Annotated in this window: 12 protein-coding genes and 1 pseudogene; 6 read left to right on the top strand and 7 right to left on the bottom strand. The window is 62.5% G+C overall.

All coding sequences use genetic code 11. The features are described from left to right. Window position 1: 1 nt before the first annotated feature. Window positions 2–658 (bottom strand): ABC transporter ATP-binding protein, encoded by a 657-nt coding sequence (locus ACTD9P_RS15465; protein WP_438868340.1) that lies wholly within the window; start codon window positions 656–658, stop codon window positions 2–4. Window positions 659–933: 275 nt separating this feature from the next. Here ACTD9P_RS15465 and pmrG point away from each other — a divergent pair, with 275 nt between their 5' ends. The 3 genes from pmrG to ACTD9P_RS15450 all read left to right on the top strand — a co-directional run bounded on the left by pmrG (window position 934) and on the right by ACTD9P_RS15450 (window position 4,999). Continuing rightward, window positions 934–1,608: a lipopolysaccharide core heptose(II)-phosphate phosphatase PmrG gene (gene pmrG, locus ACTD9P_RS15460; protein WP_438868339.1), complete on the top strand. Its 675-nt coding sequence runs from the start codon at window positions 934–936 to the stop codon at window positions 1,606–1,608. Between the two features lie 188 nt (window positions 1,609–1,796). Then, on the top strand, window positions 1,797–3,455 hold the full coding sequence (gene arnT / locus ACTD9P_RS15455) for a lipid IV(A) 4-amino-4-deoxy-L-arabinosyltransferase (RefSeq protein WP_438868338.1): 1,659 nt from the start codon (window positions 1,797–1,799) through the stop codon (window positions 3,453–3,455). A 26-nt stretch (window positions 3,456–3,481) separates the two neighbouring features. After that, on the top strand, window positions 3,482–4,999 hold the full coding sequence (locus ACTD9P_RS15450) for an ArnT family glycosyltransferase (RefSeq protein ID WP_438868337.1): 1,518 nt from the start codon (window positions 3,482–3,484) through the stop codon (window positions 4,997–4,999). A gap of 34 nt (window positions 5,000–5,033) precedes the next feature. Here ACTD9P_RS15450 and ACTD9P_RS15445 read toward each other — a convergent pair whose 3' ends face one another. Beyond that, on the bottom strand, window positions 5,034–5,930 hold the full coding sequence (locus ACTD9P_RS15445; protein WP_438868336.1) for a hypothetical protein: 897 nt from the start codon (window positions 5,928–5,930) through the stop codon (window positions 5,034–5,036). Between the two features lie 593 nt (window positions 5,931–6,523). Here ACTD9P_RS15445 and ACTD9P_RS15440 point away from each other — a divergent pair. Next, window positions 6,524–6,826 carry a DUF6124 family protein gene (locus ACTD9P_RS15440; protein WP_438868335.1) on the top strand — a complete coding sequence of 101 codons (303 nt, stop codon included), beginning with the start codon at window positions 6,524–6,526 and terminating at the stop codon, window positions 6,824–6,826. A 326-nt stretch (window positions 6,827–7,152) separates the two neighbouring features. On the opposite strand, the gene ACTD9P_RS15435 is transcribed toward ACTD9P_RS15440, so the two are convergent. Beyond that, window positions 7,153–13,410, bottom strand: a complete 6,258-nt coding sequence (locus ACTD9P_RS15435; RefSeq protein WP_438868334.1) for a non-ribosomal peptide synthetase — start codon at window positions 13,408–13,410, stop codon at window positions 7,153–7,155. 503 nt (window positions 13,411–13,913) lie between these two features. On the opposite strand from ACTD9P_RS15435, the gene ACTD9P_RS15430 reads away from it, so the two are divergent. Further along, window positions 13,914–14,708: a helix-turn-helix transcriptional regulator gene (locus tag ACTD9P_RS15430; RefSeq protein ID WP_438868333.1), complete on the top strand. Its 795-nt coding sequence runs from the start codon at window positions 13,914–13,916 to the stop codon at window positions 14,706–14,708. Continuing rightward, the gene (gene adeC, locus ACTD9P_RS15425) at window positions 14,708–16,177 is read left to right on the top strand and encodes an AdeC/AdeK/OprM family multidrug efflux complex outer membrane factor (protein ID WP_438868332.1); all 1,470 of its coding nucleotides are present in this window, start codon (window positions 14,708–14,710) and stop codon (window positions 16,175–16,177) included. The genes ACTD9P_RS15430 and adeC overlap by 1 nt, the downstream gene beginning before the upstream one ends. On the opposite strand, the pseudogene ACTD9P_RS15420 reads toward adeC, so the two are convergent. From ACTD9P_RS15420 to ACTD9P_RS15405, 4 genes and pseudogenes are all read right to left on the bottom strand, one after another. Next, window positions 16,110–16,253 (bottom strand): annotated as a pseudogene (locus tag ACTD9P_RS15420) (4-hydroxyphenylacetate catabolism regulatory protein HpaA); the annotation flags it as partial. The gene adeC and the pseudogene ACTD9P_RS15420 overlap by 68 nt on opposite strands. 84 nt (window positions 16,254–16,337) lie before the next feature. Further along, entirely contained in the window at window positions 16,338–17,231 is an 894-nt protein-coding gene (locus tag ACTD9P_RS15415) for a flavin-nucleotide-binding protein (protein WP_438868331.1), read from the bottom strand. 85 nt (window positions 17,232–17,316) lie between these two features. Continuing rightward, complete coding sequence (locus ACTD9P_RS15410) at window positions 17,317–18,195, bottom strand: LysR family transcriptional regulator (protein ID WP_438868330.1); 879 nt, start codon at window positions 18,193–18,195, stop codon at window positions 17,317–17,319. Next, on the bottom strand, window positions 18,195–19,115 hold the full coding sequence (locus tag ACTD9P_RS15405) for a LysR family transcriptional regulator (RefSeq protein ID WP_438868329.1): 921 nt from the start codon (window positions 19,113–19,115) through the stop codon (window positions 18,195–18,197). Before ACTD9P_RS15405 ends, ACTD9P_RS15410 begins: the two co-directional genes overlap by 1 nt. Between the last annotated feature and the right edge of the window lie 164 nt (window positions 19,116–19,279).

Raw genomic sequence — 19,279 nt, 5'->3', positions numbered from 1 at the left:
CTCAAGCGACCACACGGCCACGCCGCAACACCACCTGGCGGTCCAGGCGCGCGGCGATGCGCGGGCTGTGGGTCACCATCAGCAGGCTGGTGGGGCTGTCTCGCAGCAGGTCCAGCAGCAATTGCAGCACGTCATCGCTGGTGGCCTCGTCGAGATTGCCGGTGGGTTCATCCGCCAGCAACAAGCCGGGGCGCGAAGCCAACGCACGGCCCACCGCAACCCGCTGCTGTTGGCCGCCGGAGAGCTGTTCGGGATACCGTTTGAGCAAGTCGCCCAGGCCCAGGCGCTCAACCAGTTGCGCCTGCCATTGCGAGTCGAAGCGCCCGGCCAGACGTGCCTGGAACGCCAGGTTGTCGTCGACACGCAAACTGCCGATCAGGTTGAACTGCTGGAACACCAGGCCGATTTCGGTACGGCGCCAATGCGCCAGTTGCGCCTCGCTCAACTGGTCCAGGCGTTGCTCACCCACCTGGACAGTGCCGGCGTCCACACGGTCGAGCCCGGCGACCAGATGCAGCAACGTGCTCTTGCCGCTGCCCGACTCGCCCATCAATGCCAGGCTGCTGCGCTCCCCAAGGTAAAGGTCGACACCTGCCAGCACTGGCAGTGGGCCTTGCGGGGTGGCGTAGCTTTTAACAACACCTTGCACCTGCAACATAAACACGCTCGTTTAAAGGACTGCAAACGAGCATAACGGCTGACTGACGAACCCATGCAAATTTTTCACATCGATTTCACTGCCTGCCCACCCTCGCCCCTCTAAATTGCCCGCCATGCGTCGATAGACGGCAACTTGTTAGTTACCGTCCACGGCAACTTTTAACCGTCGAATGTTCAGCCAAAAGACAGCAGCGCTATGACACGCTCCGCTTCAACTACGGGCATCCGTCAGTGCGTTGCGCCTATTTGAATAAAACACTGAAGACAGTGCCCATGGTGAATGATGTGGTTGACCTTACCCTGACCAAACCGCGCTCACGCCGGGGCTATCTCAAGCGTCTGCGAAAGTGGTGGGCGGGCCTTGCCGTTATCGGCTTGCTGCTCGCCGGTTTCCTGGTGTGGCCGTTCTCGCCGCGCGACCTGAGCGTCGGCAATCGACTGCTGACCTCGCAAGTGCTGCCGGCCTGGCGTGATGGCGACCTGATCGTGCTGGTGCGTCACGAAGAGCGCTGCGACCGCTCGGCCAATACCTGCTTCGGCGCACCTGAAGGCCTGACGACCGTCGGCACCCAGCGCGCCGAAGAAGCGGGCAAGGCCTTCAAACTACTGGGCCTGGAAAACACCGACATCGTTGCCAGCCCGGCCTTGCGCACGGTACAGACCTCGCACTTCATGTTCGGCAAAGCCGAGCTGACCCCAGGGGAAAAGACCATCTGCGGCGAGGACATCGATGAAGAACTGCTCAGCCGCAAACGACCGGGTCGCAACCTCGTTTTTGTCACCCACAGTGGCTGTATTGCCGACTTCGAAAGCGCCCTGGGCTATCCCCGCGCAACGTTTGCCGAATACGGCAGTGCCCTGTTTGTGCGCGTACTGGGCAATGGCAAATTCGAGACGCTTGGCATCATGAAAGGCCCCGCCTGGTCCGCCGTACTTAAAAAGCTATAGACACTTTTTTTACCTATAACTTTCTTCATGTTCAGCAAAACGACAGCCCTGTTCTGGCATGTTCAACTGCGCCCGCAACTATTGGACGTCATGATTTTTTTCATCGACTTAGTGAACTTTGTGATTCTTCCTACAAACTTTTACATATCTGCTTACTTCGCCATTAAACGTCAAGGAGTGACGTTTTCATGACACGTCTGCTTAAACCTTTGCCTCTATTGCTACTGGCCTTCGCGGTGTTTTATCTACTGCCCATGGGCCTGCACGGTTTATGGATCCCGGATGAAACCCGTTACGCCCAGATCAGCCAGGAAATGATCCAGAGCGGCAATTGGGTGGCACCGCACTTCATGGGTGTGCGCTATTTCGAAAAACCCGCCGCCGGCTATTGGCTGATCGCCCTCGGCCAGGCGGTGTTTGGTGAAAACCTGTTTGGCGTGCGTGTGGCTTCAGCCTTGACCACCGGCCTGAGTGTGTTGCTGGCCTACCTTATCGCTCGCCGCCTGTGGAACGACCCGCGCAAAAGCTTCGCCTGCGCCCTGCTCTACATGAGCTTCGGGCTGGTGGCCGGGCAAGCGGGGTATTCCAACCTCGATCCGCAATTCACCTTCTGGGTCAACCTCAGCCTGGTAGCGCTGTGGTTTGCCCTCGACAGCCGCACCTCGCGTGCACGTCTGGGTGCCTGGGCAGTGCTGGGTGTGGCCTGCGGCATGGGCTTTATGACCAAGGGCTTTCTGGCCTGGCTGTTGCCCGTGCTGATCGCCGTGCCCTACATCCTCTGGCAACGCCGACTGGGTGAACTGCTGCGCTACGGCCCGCTGGCGATTGTGGTCGCCGCGATCCTGTGTGTGCCGTGGGCCCTGGCCATTCACTTGCAAGAGCCTGATTACTGGCGCTTCTTCTTCTGGCACGAGCATATCCGTCGCTTCTCTGCCGACAATGCCCAGCATGCACGGGCCTGGTGGTTCTTCCTGCCGATCATGGTGGTTGCCTGCCTGCCCTGGGCGGCGTTGCTGCCGACCACACTGATCAAGACCTGGAAAGACAAAGCCCAGCCGGCCATCGTCTTCCTGGCCCTGTGGCTGCTGTTGCCCCTGGCCTTCTTCAGCATGAGCCGCGGCAAATTGCCGACCTACATCATGCCGTGCCTGCTGCCGCTGGCCTTGTTGATGGGCCATGCGTTGATCGACTTGATCAGGCAAGGCAAGACCCGAGCGATCCTGATCAACGGGCTGGTCAACGCCGTGATCGGCCTGGCGGCGATGGTGGTGTTGATCTACCTGCAAATCAGCAACCCGATGTACGGCAACAGCCACGCGGAGATGTTCAGCCTGTCGCTGGCGTTTATCGTATTGCTGGCGTGGATCCTCGCCAACCTGCTGCAAGCGCTGCGCCCGCTGACCCTGTGGGCAATGCCGGCGCTGGGCATCGGCTTGCTGGTGGCGTTACTGCCGGCGGGCATGCCGGCGATGATCACCGATACCGAAATGCCCGACCAGTTCGTGCTTGAGCATCTGGATGAATTGCAACAAACCCATGCTTTGATCAGCAACGAGCTGGGCTCTGCGTCGGCCTTGTCCTGGCGCCTGGGCCGCACGGAAGTGGCGTTTTACGACACCGAAGGCGAACTGCGTTATGGCCTCCAGTATGCCGACTCGGTGCACCGCAAGGTCGACCTGGACAGCGTGCAGAGCTGGCTTGCGCAGGCGCGCCAGCAAGGTTCGGTCGGTGTGCTGATGCGCGTGCGCAGCACCAGCGAACACCGCGAAGAAGGGCAACTGCCACCGGGTGGCAAACGCTATCGCAAAGGCGCCCTGCTCTTGATTATTTATCCGCAGCTTCCCTAACGTTACGCCTGCCTTGAGAGCCGCCCATGAGTTTGTTCAAAACCGAACGCGGCGCCCTGGTGCTGCTGCTGGGCGTCTCGGCGCTGCTCCTGCTGCTGGGCCTGGGCAGTCGTGACCTGTGGGGGCCGGAAACCCGCTGGGCCAATATCGCGTTGCAGATGCTGCAAAGCGGTGATTACTTCGACCCCTACCTCAAGGGCGCGCCCTACTACGACAAACCCCTGCCCTCCTACTGGCTGATCACCGGCTTCGCCAACCTGATGGGCGGGCTTGGCCCCTGGTCGCTGCGCTTGTCGTCAGTGATCTCAGCGTGGCTGAGCATCTGGCTGGTGTACTTGATCGGCGAACGCCTGTTTCGCAAAGGCACCGGGCTGATTGCCGGCTGGATGCTCGCCACCACCTTCTACTTTCTGTTCTGGGCGCGCGTGGCCACCGCCGACATCCTCACCGTATGCGGCGTGCTGGCGGCGGTGTGGTGGTATTGGCGCGGGCCGGAGGACACGCGGCTGGGGCGCTACACGGTGTTTTTCCTGCTGCTGGCCGCCACTTCGCTGTTCAAAGGCTTGATCGGGTTTGTGCTGCCGGGCCTGGTGCTGCTGCCGCACCTGCTCAGCGAGCAGCGCTACAAACGCCACCTCAACCTGCGCCTGCTGATGGCCATGCTGATTGCAGCGGCGTTTTATGCGATTCCCTTCGTGCTGTCCCACCTCTACGGCGCGCCGACTTACGGCGAGAGTGGCCTTGAACTGGTGTTCAAGGAAAACGTGGTGCGCTTCTTCGACCCGTTCGACCACATGGGGCCGATCTACACCTACCTGATCTACCTACCCGCCTACACCTTGCCCTGGGCACCGTGCTGGTTGCTGGGCCTGTGGCTGGCACTGCGCAACTGGCGCCACACGCCACCGAACGTGCGCTGGCTGGTGTGGGGCCTGGGCCTGCTGTTCGTGTTCTTCACCGCCAGCGGCAGCCGGCGCAGCTACTACGTGCTGCCGCTGGTGCCCTTTGCCCAACTCCTGGCGGCCTGGTGGTTGAGTGAACGCCTGGAGCAAAAAACCGCCAGTTGGCCACGTTGGCAAAAAGGCTTTGGCTTCACCGCAGGCTTGCTGTTGCTCGTGCTCGGCGGTATCTATCCCTGGGTCACCGGCAATGGCGGCGTGACCCGCTTCGCCGACGATGTACAAGCCGAAGCGACCAAAAGCGCACCGTGGAATCAATGGCAGATGGTGATGGTAGAAGTCGACAACAAGGTGCCGATGTACCTGCAAAATGGCGGCAAACCGTTCTACTACGTCAGCGAAACCCAAGACTTCCCGCGCCAGGGCGACAGCGCCGCCTTGATGGCCTGGCTGGAAAAAACCAGCGGCCAGGGCTTCGACCCGCAGCACACCATCATCGTCGCGCAGTATTCCAAGGAAGACCCGACACCGCTGGCCTACCTGGGCGCGGATCACACGGTGATCACCACACAGCCGGATAACGGCGAGCGGTTGTTCCAGAAGCGCTCGGGTGGCAGCGTGGCGTTTGTTCCAACGCCACGCTGACGGCATTATCGGCGTCACCCTGCCTGGAATGCCGCTAGCGCTTCTCAAACACGGCATAACCGACATAAGCAAAATCCGACAACCGCCGTGCTTCGGAACCGGGGTAAGTGAAATGCTCGCGCGTCAGGTAAGGCGCAGGAAGGTCAGGAACGTCCTCCACCCTTCCGTCTATTTCGCCGTTACTGGCCGTGGAATGGGCGCCGCCTTGCTGGTCGATGAATTCAAGGACGTGTTCAGCATTCGCGGCACTGGCTGCGCGAACATCGGCGGGTAAGCGGGGGTCGTTCCAGTCACCGCCTACGAGCGCTTTGAAGGCGAGCCGTTCGTTCGCGTCGAGCACGTTATCAAGTGCCTTGAACAAGGGATTCACCGTGATTGCCTGCACCGAGCGTCGGTTACCGGCTGCGCGGCCGTAGGGGGCAGGCCTTGGCCAGACGACTCCGCGACTGCCCTGCCCCAGTACGCGGTAGCCTTGCTCGGCGAACTGAGTCAGGCGGTCAACCTCGGACGCAAACCCCTTTATACCCTGCACGTCCAGGCGCCCATCACCGGGGTAACTGCCTTTGACCCTGCGCAGGCAGGGGTCGTTGTCAATGTGGTGAATCATCCGCGCCAGGCGATACATGGCGTTGGCACGCGACACGGGGTCTGGGTTGGCGGCGGTAAAGTCGCCGACCTGTCGCTTCAGGTGGGTGATCAAACGGGTTTGGCGTTCACGCCTTTGCGGGTTCCAGCCAAAGGCGCGTGACATGATGCCCGTGCCCAGCATGGGGTTGTCCTTGTAGATTTGCGTGGCTGAGCGCAGATCGTCCGCCGGCCGTGTTTGCCCGCGCGTCGGCAGGCTGGAGGCATCAGCCTCCGTGCGAGGAGCAGGCAGCGTCGGCAAGTGCGCCTGTCTGAAAGGCTGAAAGTGTCCAAACGTTTGGGTCATGAGCTGCGTTGTCCATCAAAATCCAACAGCGTCGAAAGGCTGAGGTTTCAGGCGAAACCGCACATTGTGTTGGTAGTGACGGCGCAAAAGGTTCCATCGGAGGCTGCGGTTGATGGCGTTGACGATCGTTCCTACGCGCAGCAAAGGAATGCCTCTTGGGACGCTCCGCGTCCCACCACTTTGGCCTTTGCGCACATGTGACGCGGAGCGTCAGGGGCTGCATTCCCACGCGGAGCGTGGGAACGATCAAATCGGGTCCGGCGGTTGATGGCGTTTGGTCATGGTTTGTAAAAGGCCAGCAAGGCGCGTCCCTTTTAATTGCAGGACGTTTCCTAGACAATCCCTGCCGCCTTGTGCCTGTTGGAATCGATGGCTAGTCTGCGATCCGTCACTGCTTATCAGTGATCGGGTTTAGTCGCCCGACCTTCCAACGCGTGCATGGTCCTCCATGAGGTTTTATGGTGGCTGTGCGCAGGGCACCTTCGGGTGCGCCGGAATTTTCGCGTTGGAGCCGGTCGACTAACCTGCGTACAGCCGCCACCCTCGTTTAGTCGCGAAGGGTGTCCGTCCCTTATCTAACGCGAAGGTACACCATGAAAAAAGTCGTCCCCGACCCACCCCGCAACGCCGACAAAGACCGCGCCGCTTTCAATCGCGCCATCGACCATTACCTGCCCTCCAAAGGTGTTCAAATCGAAGACCTGAGCTTCGAAGATGCCCTGCTCTACACCGCCAGCTTGCTCGACAGCGCTTCAGCGACCGCGCTCAATTGCGGCGATCTGCTGGCCAGCCCCCAGCGGGCGAAGATTCTGGCGGTGTGGCATTTGCTTGAGGTGGCCAAGACCACGGTGGACCGCTCTATCGAGTGCCTGAACCCTTCAAAACCAACTGCCTGACTGTGATCTAAAAGTGTGGGAGCTGGCCTGTCGGGTCGCCGCATCGCTGCGATAGCGGTGTATCAGCGACAGAGGCGTTGTCTGAAATACCGCTATCGCGGGCAAGCCCTAATGCCAGTCAGTTAAAGCTAGAACTGATAACCAGCGACCTGTGGCGAGGGAGCTTGCTCCCGTTGGACTGCGTAGCAGTCCCATGCTTTTAAAGCAAAGAGCAGGGGCCGCTTCGCGCCCCAGCGGGAGCAAGCTCCCTCGCCACAGTTACCGGCAATGTCTTAACTGACTGGCATCAGGGCAAGCCCGGCTCCCACATTACCCACCTCCAGGCTTCAGATCCGCCGGCGGCGGTTGAGTTGGGGGATGGCGGTTTGCGGTACTTCCACGCGCTGTACCTGGGCGGTGGTGCAGGCGGCCAATTGCGCCAACGTCGGCTGGCTGAACAGGGTGCGCGCATCCACTTCCAACCCAGCCTTGCGCATCCGCGCCACCAGGGTCACTGCCAGCAACGAATGCCCGCCCAGTTCGAAGAAGTGGTCGTGACGCCCTACCCGCGCAAGCTTCAATACGTCGGCCCAGATGCCCGCCATCAGGGTTTCCACCTCACCCTGCGGCGCCTCATACGCGCGACTCACCACCGCCTCCAACCCAGGCTCCGGCAGGGCCTTGCGGTCGAGCTTGCCAGCCGGGTTAAGCGGCAGTTCATCAAGCTGCACAAAGGCCGCCGGCACCATGTATTCAGGCAACTGTTCCAGTACATGCGCACGCAAGGCTTCCAGGCCTGGCGCTTGCCCACGCAGGGTAAAGTACGCCACCAAGCGCTCATCACGAATCAGCACCGCGACTTCCCGCAGCGCCGGGTGGGCGGCCAGGCGTGATTCGATTTCGCCCAGCTCCAGGCGCACGCCCCGCAGCTTGACCTGGAAGTCATTGCGCCCCAGGAACTCAAGGTTGCCATCGGGCAAGTAACGCACCAGATCGCCGGTGCGGTACAACCGATCACCGGCCACAAACGGGCTGTCGATAAAGCGCTCGGCGGTCATCTGCTCCAGCCCCAGATAACCCCGCGCAACGCCGACGCCGCCGATATGCAGTTGGCCGCTGACGCCCATGGGCACCGGCGTGTCATGTTGATCCAGCACATACAGGCGGGTGTTGTTGATCGCCCGACCAATCGGCAGTTGCACGGCCGGCACGGCGGCGCCGGGTTCCAGGGTCCAGGCACTGCTGTCCACCGTGGCTTCGGTGGGGCCGTAGACGTTATGCAAGCGCACGTTGGGCAAGCGCGCCTGCACGCCTCGGGCCAGGGCTTGCGTGAGTTCACCGCCACCACACAGCACGTCGGTGAGGCTGGTGCACAGCGCCGATTCTTCCAGTTCCAGAAACTGCTGCAACATCGCCGGCACAAACTTGATCACGCTGATCTGTTGCTCGCGGATCACCTGGGCCAGGTACGCCGGTTCACGGTGCCCATCGGGCCGTGCGAGCACCAGGCGCATGCCATTGGTCAGCGGCCAGAACAGCTCCCACACCGAGCCATCGAAGCTGAACGGCGCACGTTGCAACAAGGCGCCGCCTTCGGCATTCGGGCACAGTTTGGAGCCCCAGTGCATCAGGTTGCTTAAGCCGCGATGCTCGATCATCACGCCTTTGGGCGTGCCGGTGGAGCCGGAGGTGTACATCACGTAGGCCAGGTTGGCGACGCTCAAGCCGGGCACCAACGGGTTACCGACAGGCGCCTGGTTCCAGGCGCAGCGATCGAAGTCGATGACGGGAACCGACACCTCGCCGGGCAAGTCACGGGTGGCCGCATGCACCAATAACGCGACAGGCTGGCTGTCGTTGAGCATGTAGGCCAGGCGTTCGCGCGGGTAGCCAGGGTCCAGCGGCACATAGGCGCCACCCGCCTTGAGGATCGCCAACAAACCCACCACCAGCTCCAGCCCGCGCTCGACGCACAGCGCCACACGCGAATCCGGCCGGACGCCACGCTCACGTAGGTAAAAGGCCAACTGGTTGGCACGCTCGTTGAGTTCGCGGTAGCTCAACTGCCGATCGCCAGCCTGCACCGCAATGGCGTTGGGGATCTGCCGCGCGTGGGCTTCGAACAGAGCTTGGACGGTAAGAGTTTCGGGGTAGTCGGTGTGGGTCGCATTGAACTCCAGCAACAGCGTTTTCAGTTCACTGGCCGGCAGCACCTGTACCTCGCGCAGCGGTGTGGTCGGTGCCTGTTCAAGGGCATCCGCCAGGCCATTGAGCACCGTCTCCAAGTAACCCAGCAACCGCTCGGCACCGACCTTGCGCGGCGCCTTGGCCGTAAGGCGAAAGCCGCTGGCGATGTCGTCGACCGTCAGCATCAGCGGGTAACTGAGGATGTCTTCGCTGCTGAGCAGGGCAATGCCCGGCACCAGGTTCAGGTCTCTGTCCGCCGCCGTGTGCCGGTAGTTGAGCAGGCTGTTGAACAGCGGCGAGGCACCACTGCAACGCTGGGCCAGGGCCAGGGATGCCTGTTCATGGGCAACCAGCGCGCTCAGTTGCGCATGGGTGTCTGCCAGCGCAGCAACCACGCTTTGCCCGGCCAGGCGCACGCGCAACGGCAGGGTGTTGATGAACATGCCCAAGGCCCGGTCGGCGCCCTCGCCGGCTTGTAAACGGCCGAGCAACACGGTGCCGAACACCACATCATCGCGGCCCGCGACCCGGCTGAGTACCTGGGCCCAGGCCAGGTGAAACAGGCTCGCGGCACTCACCCCAAGCGCTCGCGCTAGAGCGCGCAGGCGCAGGTTGAGGGCGTCTGCCAGGGGCCGTTCGGCCGCTTCGATGTCGGCGCGATTGGCCTGACGCTCCTGCAAGCCGAACGCCAGGGTCGGCTCGTCAACGTCGGCCAGGCGCTCGCGAAAGAACGCCTCATGGGCTGCCTGGCGCGCCGCCGAACGCGCCTGCGCGACCACGTTGCGGTAAGGCACCGGCGCCGGTAATTGCGCCTGCTGGCCCAGCAAGTGGGCGCGAATTTCATCCACCAGCACGGTGGTCGAGGTGGCGTCGTTGACCAGGTGATGGAAGCGCAACCTGGCGACCCAGCGCTGGTTGTGCGGCTCCTCGGCGTAATCCAGTGCCATTAATGGCGCCTGGCGCAGATCCAGCGGTGGGTGCTGATCGTGCAGCGGCCCGACGCGCAACTGCACCTGGCGGCACACCACTTGCATCGGCTGTTCAAGTGCATCCCATACCAGGCTGGTGCGCAGGATATCGTGACGGTTGATCACCTGCTGCAACGCTTGGGCAAACGCCTCCAACTGCTCGCGAGTGGCAAAACTGAACAGCGCATGTTGCTGGTAAGGGTCGCGCTCATCCGTGAGGTGGTGGTACAGCAAGCCTTCCTGCAACGGCGCCAGCGGGTAGATTTCCTGCACATTGGCCGCGCCTCCGGGGATGCCGGCGACGATACGATCCAGGCTCGGCTGGTCGAGTTCGGCCAGCGCGAGCATGTCCGGGGTGATGTGGCTGCAACCTGGCGCAATACGATTGCCCGGCACCTGTACCTCACTGCCGCCACTGACCGCCGCCAGCGCGGCAAGCGTCGGCTGGCCGAACAACACCTGCACATCGGCATGCAAGCCGGCCTGGCGCATGCGCTGTACCAACTGCACCGCCAACAGCGAGTGGCCGCCCAGTTCGAAGAAATGGTCATGGCGCCCCACTTGCTGCACCTGCAGCAAGTCAGCCCAGATCTGCGCCAGCAGGCTCTCCGCGCCCTCCTGCGGTGCCTCGAACTGACGCGTGACAAAGGCTTGCTGCGTGGGCGCGGGAAGCGCCTTGCGGTCGAGCTTGCCGTTGGCGGTCAGGGGCATCGCGTGCAACTGCACATAGGCCGCCGGCAGCATGTAATCGGGCAGCGAGGCTTGCAGATGGGCACGCAACGCTTGGATTTCGACGTCGTGCCGGGCGACATACCAGGCCAGCAGTTGGCCCTCGCGACACTGCACCACGGCTTCCTGGACCGCCGGATGGCTGGCCAGCGCGGACTCGATTTCCCCCAGTTCGATACGCACCCCACGGATTTTCACCTGGTCGTCATTGCGGCCCAGGTACTCAAGGTTGCCCTCGGGCAGCCAGCGTGCCAGATCGCCGGTGCGGTACATACGGCCCTCGGTGGACGGGTCATCCACAAAGCGCTCGGCGCTCAGTTCAGGCTGGTTCAGGTAACCCCGCGCCACACCTTTGCCGCCGATATACAACTCCCCCGCCACGCCAATCGGTACCGGGCGCCGCTGTTCATCGAGCAAGTACACCGTGGCATTGTCGATCGGCGCGCCGATGTGCAGCGCATGGCCCGCTTCGACGCGCCCGGAGGTGGCAACCACCGTGGCTTCGGTGGGGCCGTAGTTGTTGATCACGTCATAGGTTTGTGCGCGGCTGAAGCTGCGCAGGCGATCGCCGCCGATCAACAGGGTACGCAAGGTCGGGTGCTGCAAGCGCTGGCTGAAGGCGTACTCGGCCACCGGGGTCGGCAAAAAGCACACGTCCAATGGCTGCGCACGCCACCAGTTGAGCAGCGCGTCAATGTCCTGGGCGTCGTCCTGTACCGGCGGCAGGTGCAAGGTCGCGCCCACGCACAACGCCGGCCAGACTTCCCAGGCCATCGCGTCAAAGCCGAAGCCGGCGACGCTGGCCGTATGGCTGCCCGCGTGCAGGTTGAAGGCGCGGCAGTGCCAGTCCACCAGGTTCGACACGGTGTGGTGCTCGACCATCACGCCTTTGGGCAAGCCGGTGGAACCTGAGGTGTAGATCACATACGCCAGGTTCGACGGCGTGACCGCCGCGGGGGGGCTGTCGCTGCGGCCATGGGTCGGCAGGTCCAAACGGATTATCGGCACGTCGAGCATCGGCAGGCGCGCCAGCAAGTCATGCTGGGTCAGCACCGCTACCGGTGAACTGTCGTGCAGCAGGTAGTTCAGGCGCTCGGCCGGGTGAGCCGGGTCCACCGGCACGTAGCTGGCGCCGGACTTGAGGATCGCCAGCAACCCGGCCACGGTGTCCAGCCCGCGCCGCGCCACAATCGCCACGCGGTCGTCCGGCTGCACGCCGTGTCCGAGGAGCTGGTGGGCCAGGGCATTGGCCTGTTGATCGAGCTGGGCGTAGGTCAATTGCCGGCCCTGATGCACCACCGCGATAGCGTCGGGCGTGCGCGCCGCTTGCGCCTCGATGCGCCGGTGCAAGGTTTGCGGGCTGGCAGGCGTTTGTGCGGTGGCATTCCACTGCTGCAACCGGGCCTGCTCGGCCGGCGTCACCAAAACGAATTCAGCCAGCGTCAACGCGGTATTTGCCAACCCCTGTTCCAGCAGCCAGGTAAAGCGCTGCGCCAGCCCCTGCACCTCGTCCTCGCGAAACCACGCCTCGTTGTACACGCAATGCAGGCAAGCGGTGTCCTGGTAACGGTTGCTGCGCAGGTGGAAGGCAATCGGCAGCAGCTCGTGGTGGTTGGAGACCTTGACCGCACGGGCCTGGACCTGGCCGTAGCGCAGGTCGTGATCGTCCTGCTCAAAGGACACTGACAGGTCAAATAACTGGCCGCGATCGGTACGACGCAGGCCCAGCTCGCGGTTCATCTCGCTCAAGGGAAAACGCTGGTGGCGAAAGTCCTGCTTGAGCTGGTCACGTACACCGCGCACCACGGCGCTGAACGGCAAGTGCGCAGCGAACTGGAAACGCACCGCACTGACCTGGGCAAACAAGCCCACGGTGGAGCGAAAACGGGCGTTGGAACGGTTGAGGATCGGCAGCCCCACCACCCACTCATCACGCTGGCTGGTGCGGGTGAAATACACGTACAGCGCCGCCAGCAACACATGGAACGCCGAGGCCTGGTAACGGTTGGCGACTTGTTCCATGCGGTTGAGCAGCGTCACCGGGAACGGCTCCACCCAGGTGTTGCTCGGCGCCGGGGCGTTGTGGCGCGGCGTCAGCAGCGGCTCGGGCAACACCTGGTATTTGTCCAGCCAATAGGCGCGGTCACGGGCGTAACGGGCCGATTCCTGGTAACGCTGGTCGGTGTCGATAAAGTCGATATACGACGGTGCATGCAGCTCCGGTGGCTGGCCCTGTACGAGGTCGGTGTACAGGCGGGCCAAGGATTGGAGCATCTGGCCAAAGCCCCAGCCATCGAGGATCAGGTGATGGGCCTGGGTGCCGAGGCGGTAGTGATCGTCATCGAGCTTGACCAGGAAAAACCGGAACAGCGGTTCGCCGCTCATCGCATAGGGCCGGGCCATTTGCGCTTGCATCAACGTATGGCTCGCGGCCAGTGGGTCTTGCAGCGCGCAGAAGTCGTGCCGTGCTACCTGCACCGTCAGCGCAGTGTCGAAGGTCTGTCGAGGCAAGCCGTCGGTGTCGGTGTGCAACTGGATGCGCAAGGCGTCGTGCTTGGCCACCAGCAACTCCACGGCGCGCTGGATCAGGTCCGGCACCAGGACGCCGGCAAAATCGACATAGCCGCCAATGTTGTACAGCGGCGAGTCGCCCGCTCGCAGTTGGTCGAGCCAGATGTCCTGCTGGGCGGCAGTCAGGGGGAAGCTTGGGGAATGCTTCATAAGATCCTTCTCAATAGGAGTCAGGCACGGCCGCGCAAAGGCCCATTTCGCCAAAATTGCCGGATTTGAGCATGCAGCTTCGAGGGTGTCTGTCACCCGAAACCCGGACATCCAAATGGGTGGAAACGGGCTTGGCTGATGGTTGACTGCTGGAACGATTAAAGCGCTGTAGGAAATTGGCTACATCTGGCCGTAGTCAGGTTTTTCAAACACGTTCGAATAATCAATTTTTATCTTAGATATCAGATAGATAAAAAACGCTAATGTTTAGCCATGGCTTTTCGTAGGCGGAAAACCTTGTGTGAAACGTCGAATTAATGACGTGGTTTTTATGGCAGCTTGTGTCCCTCGTTTCCGCTACATACGTAGGACAAATCGCTATGGCTAAATAAAATCTCGGACGCCGATGACGTTAAAGAAGAGTCACGTTCAAGGAGTACGGGCGGCCCCACACAGACCCAGGGCACCCGTTGACGGTTTTCGACATCAAGGATGAGATGGCTATGAGTCTGACTTCTAGTATTGGCGGCGCCCACAGCCCGCAGTTCTACGCCGAAATGGGTGAATTGATTTCAAACAGCGGCCAGGAAAATTTCGCCGCCAACATGCTGCAACTGGTGGACAAATGGGTGCCGATTCATTTGGTCGACCTGAGTGAATGGACCCTCGACGAACTGCGTGACAGCGCGGTCGATATCCAACTGCTGGGCAGCGCCGGGTTGAAAAAACACCTGCCGGCGCCCCAGCCTGTGCATGCGCTGAATGACCACCCGCTGCTGCGCGAAATGCTGCGCATGCAAGACCCGTTGCTGATCCAGATGAAGGCCAAGGCCAACAGCGCACACCCGCGCGGCGCCTCGCACCAATGCAACCTGGTGTCGCGCCAGGGCAACCGACGCTGCGTGATTTCGTTTTACCGCCCACCGACCCAACAAGGCTTTTCCCTGGCAGAACTGTCGTTTCTCAAATGCTTGTCGGACACCCTGTTGCCGTTGATGGAACGGCATGCGCAGATTCTGCGCCAGGCGTCGCACAGTCAGGCTGAGCCGGCCCACAACCAGCTGGAACAGTCACACTTGCAGCGCGAGTTCTACAAGCGCTTGTCCCTCAGCGACATCACCCTGTCGGCGCGTGAGCAGGAGGTGTGCCTGGGCCTGCTGACCGGCGGCACCGTGCCGCAAATGGCGGAAAAACTCAGCGTGAAAAACAGTTCGATCGAAACCTACCTCAAGCGCGCCGCCGCCAAGCTGGGCGTGAGTGGGCGCCATGGCCTGGCCAAATGGATGGTTGGCGCCTGATGAAAAAATTCACCCTCACCACCGTTGGCGTGGCCTGGATGCTCGGCGGCTGCTCGCTGATCCCCGAGTATCAGCGGCCCGCTGCGCCGGTGCCGGCGCAGTACCCACAGGGCGGGGTTTACAGCCAGGCCCAGGCCGGCACTGTGGCGGTTGAACCGGACTGGCAGCAGCTGTTCCACGACCCGGCGCTGCAACAACTGATTAGCGCAGCGCTGGCCAATAACCGCGACCTGCGGGTAGCCGCGCTGAATGTGCAGGCGTTTCAGGCGCAGTACCGCATCCAGCGGGCGGACCTGTTCCCTGCGATATCGGCCAGCGGCGCCGGCAAACGCCAGAAAGTGCCGAGCGATGTGACCGGCACCGGCAAGTCGGCGATTACCTCCAACTATTCGGCCACCCTGGGCCTGAGTGCCTATGAACTGGATCTGTTCGGGCGCGTGCGCAGCCTCAGCGAGCAGGCGATGCTCACGTACCTGGGCACCGAAGAGGCGCGACGCAGCGCGCAACTGAGCCTGGTGGCCAACGTCGCCAATGCCTACCTGACCTGGCGCGCCGACCAGGAGCTGCTGACCCTGGCCCAGCAAACCCTGACCGCCAACGACCACAGCTGGCAGCTCACCAGCCGCAGCAAAACCGCGGGCAAGGCCTCGGCCCTGGACGTGGTGCAAGCCCGCACAGCGGTAGAAAGCACCCGCGCCAGTGTGGCCCGTTATGAGCGCCAGGTCGCCCAGGATGTTAACAACCTGGCCCTGCTGGTGGGCGTCCCGGTGGATGAAAACCTGCCGTCGCGCCCGCTCGCCGACGACCTGGTGGCGCGCCTGCCCGCAGGCTTGCCCTCCGACCTGCTGCAGCGGCGCCCGGATATCCTCCAGGCCGAATACCAACTGCAAGCCGCCAACGCCAATATCGGCGCGGCGCGTGCGGCGTTTTTTCCGTCGGTGACGCTCACCGCCAACGCCGGCAGTACCAGCAAGGAACTGTCGGGGCTGTTCAAGGGCGGCGCGGGCACCTGGACCTTTCAGCCGCAAATCAACCTGCCGATCTTCAACGCCGGCAGCCTGCGCGCCAGCCTCGACTACGCCAAACTGCAGAAAGACATTACGGTGGCGCAGTACGAAAAATCGATCCAGACGGCGTTTCAGGAAGTCGCCGACGGCCTCGCCGCCCGGCAAACCTTTAACGACCAGTTGGACGCGCAACGGGATTTTGTCGCCGCCAACCAGGCCTACTACGACCTGGCCCAGCACCGCTACCGCAGCGGTGTGGACAGCAACCTGACGTTCCTCGATGCACAGCGTTCGTTATTCAGTTCGCAGCAGGCGTTGATTGTCGATCGGCTGGCGCAACTGGTGGCGGAGGTGAACCTGTACACGGCGCTGGGTGGCGCCTGGAGCGTCAACCCAAGCCCGACTGCCGCAGCCGGTATTCCCCCGGTGTCACCTGCGCATAACCAAGCAAAAACCGGCTGAAGTACACCGGGTCCTTGAACCCCAGCGGGTAGCAGATTTCATCCGCGCAGCTGCCGGTAAACAGCAGCAGGCGCGTGAGGCTCTCCAACACGGCGGCGCGACCCGCCCTTTGCGCGTTGATTTCGCTGACTGATCGTTCCCACGCAGAGCGTGGGAACGATCAGTTCTGCCAGCGCAACGCCAATGCTGCCGGGCGGTGTACTACCTGCTCCACGGTGACTGTCCACAGCCGTTGGGCGCCCTCGAACTTGGCCACTTCAGGCCCATCAAGAATCAGCGAAGTACGCCCGGCAACCTGCAACACATCGCCGGACTCGAAATCGATAAACAGCAAACCCGCCACCGGGTTGAGCTGTAAATTGCCCAAGGTATTGAAGAACAGGTTGCCGGCAAAATCCGGGATGGTCAGCAGGTTGCCTTCAACCCGCACAAACCCCGAATTACCGCCCCTGTGTGAAACGTCCACCGAGCGTGCGCCGTCCACGTCGGCGTAACTGGCGACGAAGAAGGTGTCGGCATTGCGGATCAGTGTTTGGGCCGCAGCGTCCAGATCGCTGAGGCGCTCGACCGTAGTGCCGGGCTTGCGAGCAATGCCGTCGACGGGGCGCAGCTGGATGTATTTGGGGCAGTTGCCATAGGTGTGCACCACGTCGACCGAAAAGCCTTCGTGGTCCAAACCACCGATGCGGCCGTTCATGCGGTTGCGCCGCCGGGTATTCAGGTCAATGCCGAGCAAACCTACGCTGGCGCCGGTGTGCAAGGCGGCAAGCGCCGGGTCGCTTTTGGACGGCAAGCTGTCGACCTGCAAGGTGTGTGGGTCGGGTGAATGCGCAAAGCCCGGCGCGCCTTCAAGCATGGTCGCCCAGGGAATGCCCTGGGCATCCACCACGCCGAGTATCAGGTAGGGCAATAGCGGGTAAAAGTCCCGATGCTGCTCCGGCAAGTGATCGCGAATCACCTTGAGCCCGACCACGGCCATACGCTCAGCCGCGCCGGCGCTTGCTTGCAAATGCCGTTCGCCGGCGTGCCAGGGAGATTGTTCGACTGGGTTCATGGTGAGCACCTCAGGTTGGATGTGCCAATGCTGCACCCTACCCGCCAACGTGAGAATGCCCACGTTTGGCAATCCACTGTTTCACCTACTGAAATGCCGGATGCTCACGCAGCGCTGCCACACAGTGGTCGACAAAACTGCGCACGCGCATCGGCGCGTTACGACCCTCGCGGTACACCACATGCACCGGCAACGGCGGCGGTTCAAAGTCAGGCAACACCCGGCGCAACTGGCCGTCCAGCAAGTGCTGGTGAACCGGGTAACTCAGGCAACGAATCACCCCTGCACCCTGCACCGCCGCATTGATTGCGCCTTGCACGGTGGCGCAGCTCAAGCGCGCGCGGGCCTTGAGCTGGCAGCCTTGAAAATCCCAGGCCACCGGGTCGGCACTGGCAATCAGCCGATGCTTTTTAAGCTCGCTCGGATGTCGGGGTTCGCCATGGACGGCGAGGTAATCGGGGCTGGCGCACAGGATATGCCGCACCTGCCCCACCGGCCGGGCGATCAGCGATGAGCTGGGCAATTCACCCACCAGGATCGCCACGTCCAGCCCCTCTTCGTGCAGGTTCGGGTAGTAGTCATGGTAGCGCGCCACCAGGCGCATGTCGGGATAGCTGTCCATATAGCTGGCCAATACCGGCGCCATCACATAACGGCTGAACAGAAACGGCAAGAACACCTGCAAATTGCCCTGGGCCTGCACGTGCAAGCCCTTGGCCGAAGCCTCGGCGGTATCGACGGCTGCCAGCAACCGCACGCAATCGGCCACATAGGCGCTGCCCGCTTCGGTCAGGCTCACGCCGCGTGTGCTGCGTTGCAACAACGGCACCCGCAGGCGGGCTTCCAGGCGTGCGACCGCGCGGATCAGGGTCGGCCCGGAGACGTGAGCGTGGCGCGCCGCTGAAGCCAGGCTGGGCTGGTCAGCCAGCGCTGCAAACAGCTGCATGTCGCGATAACGTTCCATCAACTGCGCTGCTTCATCGCCGGGTTCAAGGCTGCGTCTTGCCCGAGGCGATGGGTGAGGAAATCCACAAAGGTGTGGACCTTGGCCGGTACACGCCCGCTTTTCTGGAACACCACCTGGATCGGCAGCGGTGCTGGTTCGAAATCCTCCAGTACAATTTCCAACTCCCCCGCAGCCACCGCTGCCGCGACTTGGTAGGACAGCACACGCGTCATGCCCCAGCCCAGGCGCGCCAGGTTGATCGCCGCATTATTCGCCGTGACTACAAGACGCGGCTCGATGGGCACCGTCAATGGCTGCCCGGCATCGACGAACGCCCATTCACTCACCAGTTGGCTGGATGATGACGTGACGATCTTGGCTTCACACAGTTGCTCAGGCCGCTGCGGCCGGCCGTGCTGGTTGAGGTAACCGGGCGATGCACACACCACGCGGCGCACTTCCCCGACCTTTATGGCCTGCTGCCCCGGCGCCTGCAGATGGCCGATGCGCACGGCCACATCGACGCCCTCGTCGGTCATGTTGACCACGCGGTCGACCAGCAAGGCGTTGATATTCACCAAGGGAAAGCGGTCCAGGTAATCCCCCAGCACCGGCGCCACATACAGCTCGCCGAACAGCACCGGCGCGGTGACTGTCAGGTGGCCGCCGGGGATGGAGTAGCTGCCCGCCGCCGCTTCCTCGGCCTCATCCAGCTCGGCAAGGATGCGGCGGCAATCCTCCAGGTAACGCTGACCGGCTTCGGTCAGGTGCAGGCTGCGGGTGGTGCGTGCCAGCAACTGCGTGCCGATACGCTGTTCCATGGCGGCAATCGCTCGGGTGACGCTGGGCGGCGAAGTTTTCAGGCGCCGCGCAGCGGCTGCGAAGCCCTCCTCCTCGGCCACCGCCAGGAACACCTGCATCTCATGAAATCGATCCATCGGCACGCCTTCTCATTAGCTGACAAACTACTTACCTGTGGCGAGGGAGCTTGCTCCCGCTGGGGCGCGCAGCGGCCCCAAAACAACTCACCGCGTATTGCCTGAATCAGTGCGCTGCCCTTGATGGGGCTGCTGCGCAGCCCAGCGGGAGCAAGCTCCCTCGC

This window comes from Pseudomonas onubensis (genome assembly GCF_965653655.1).
Lineage (GTDB): Bacteria > Pseudomonadota > Gammaproteobacteria > Pseudomonadales > Pseudomonadaceae > Aquipseudomonas.
Note: the sequence above shows the minus strand (reverse complement) of the source record. Positions and strands in the feature narration are given on the sequence as shown.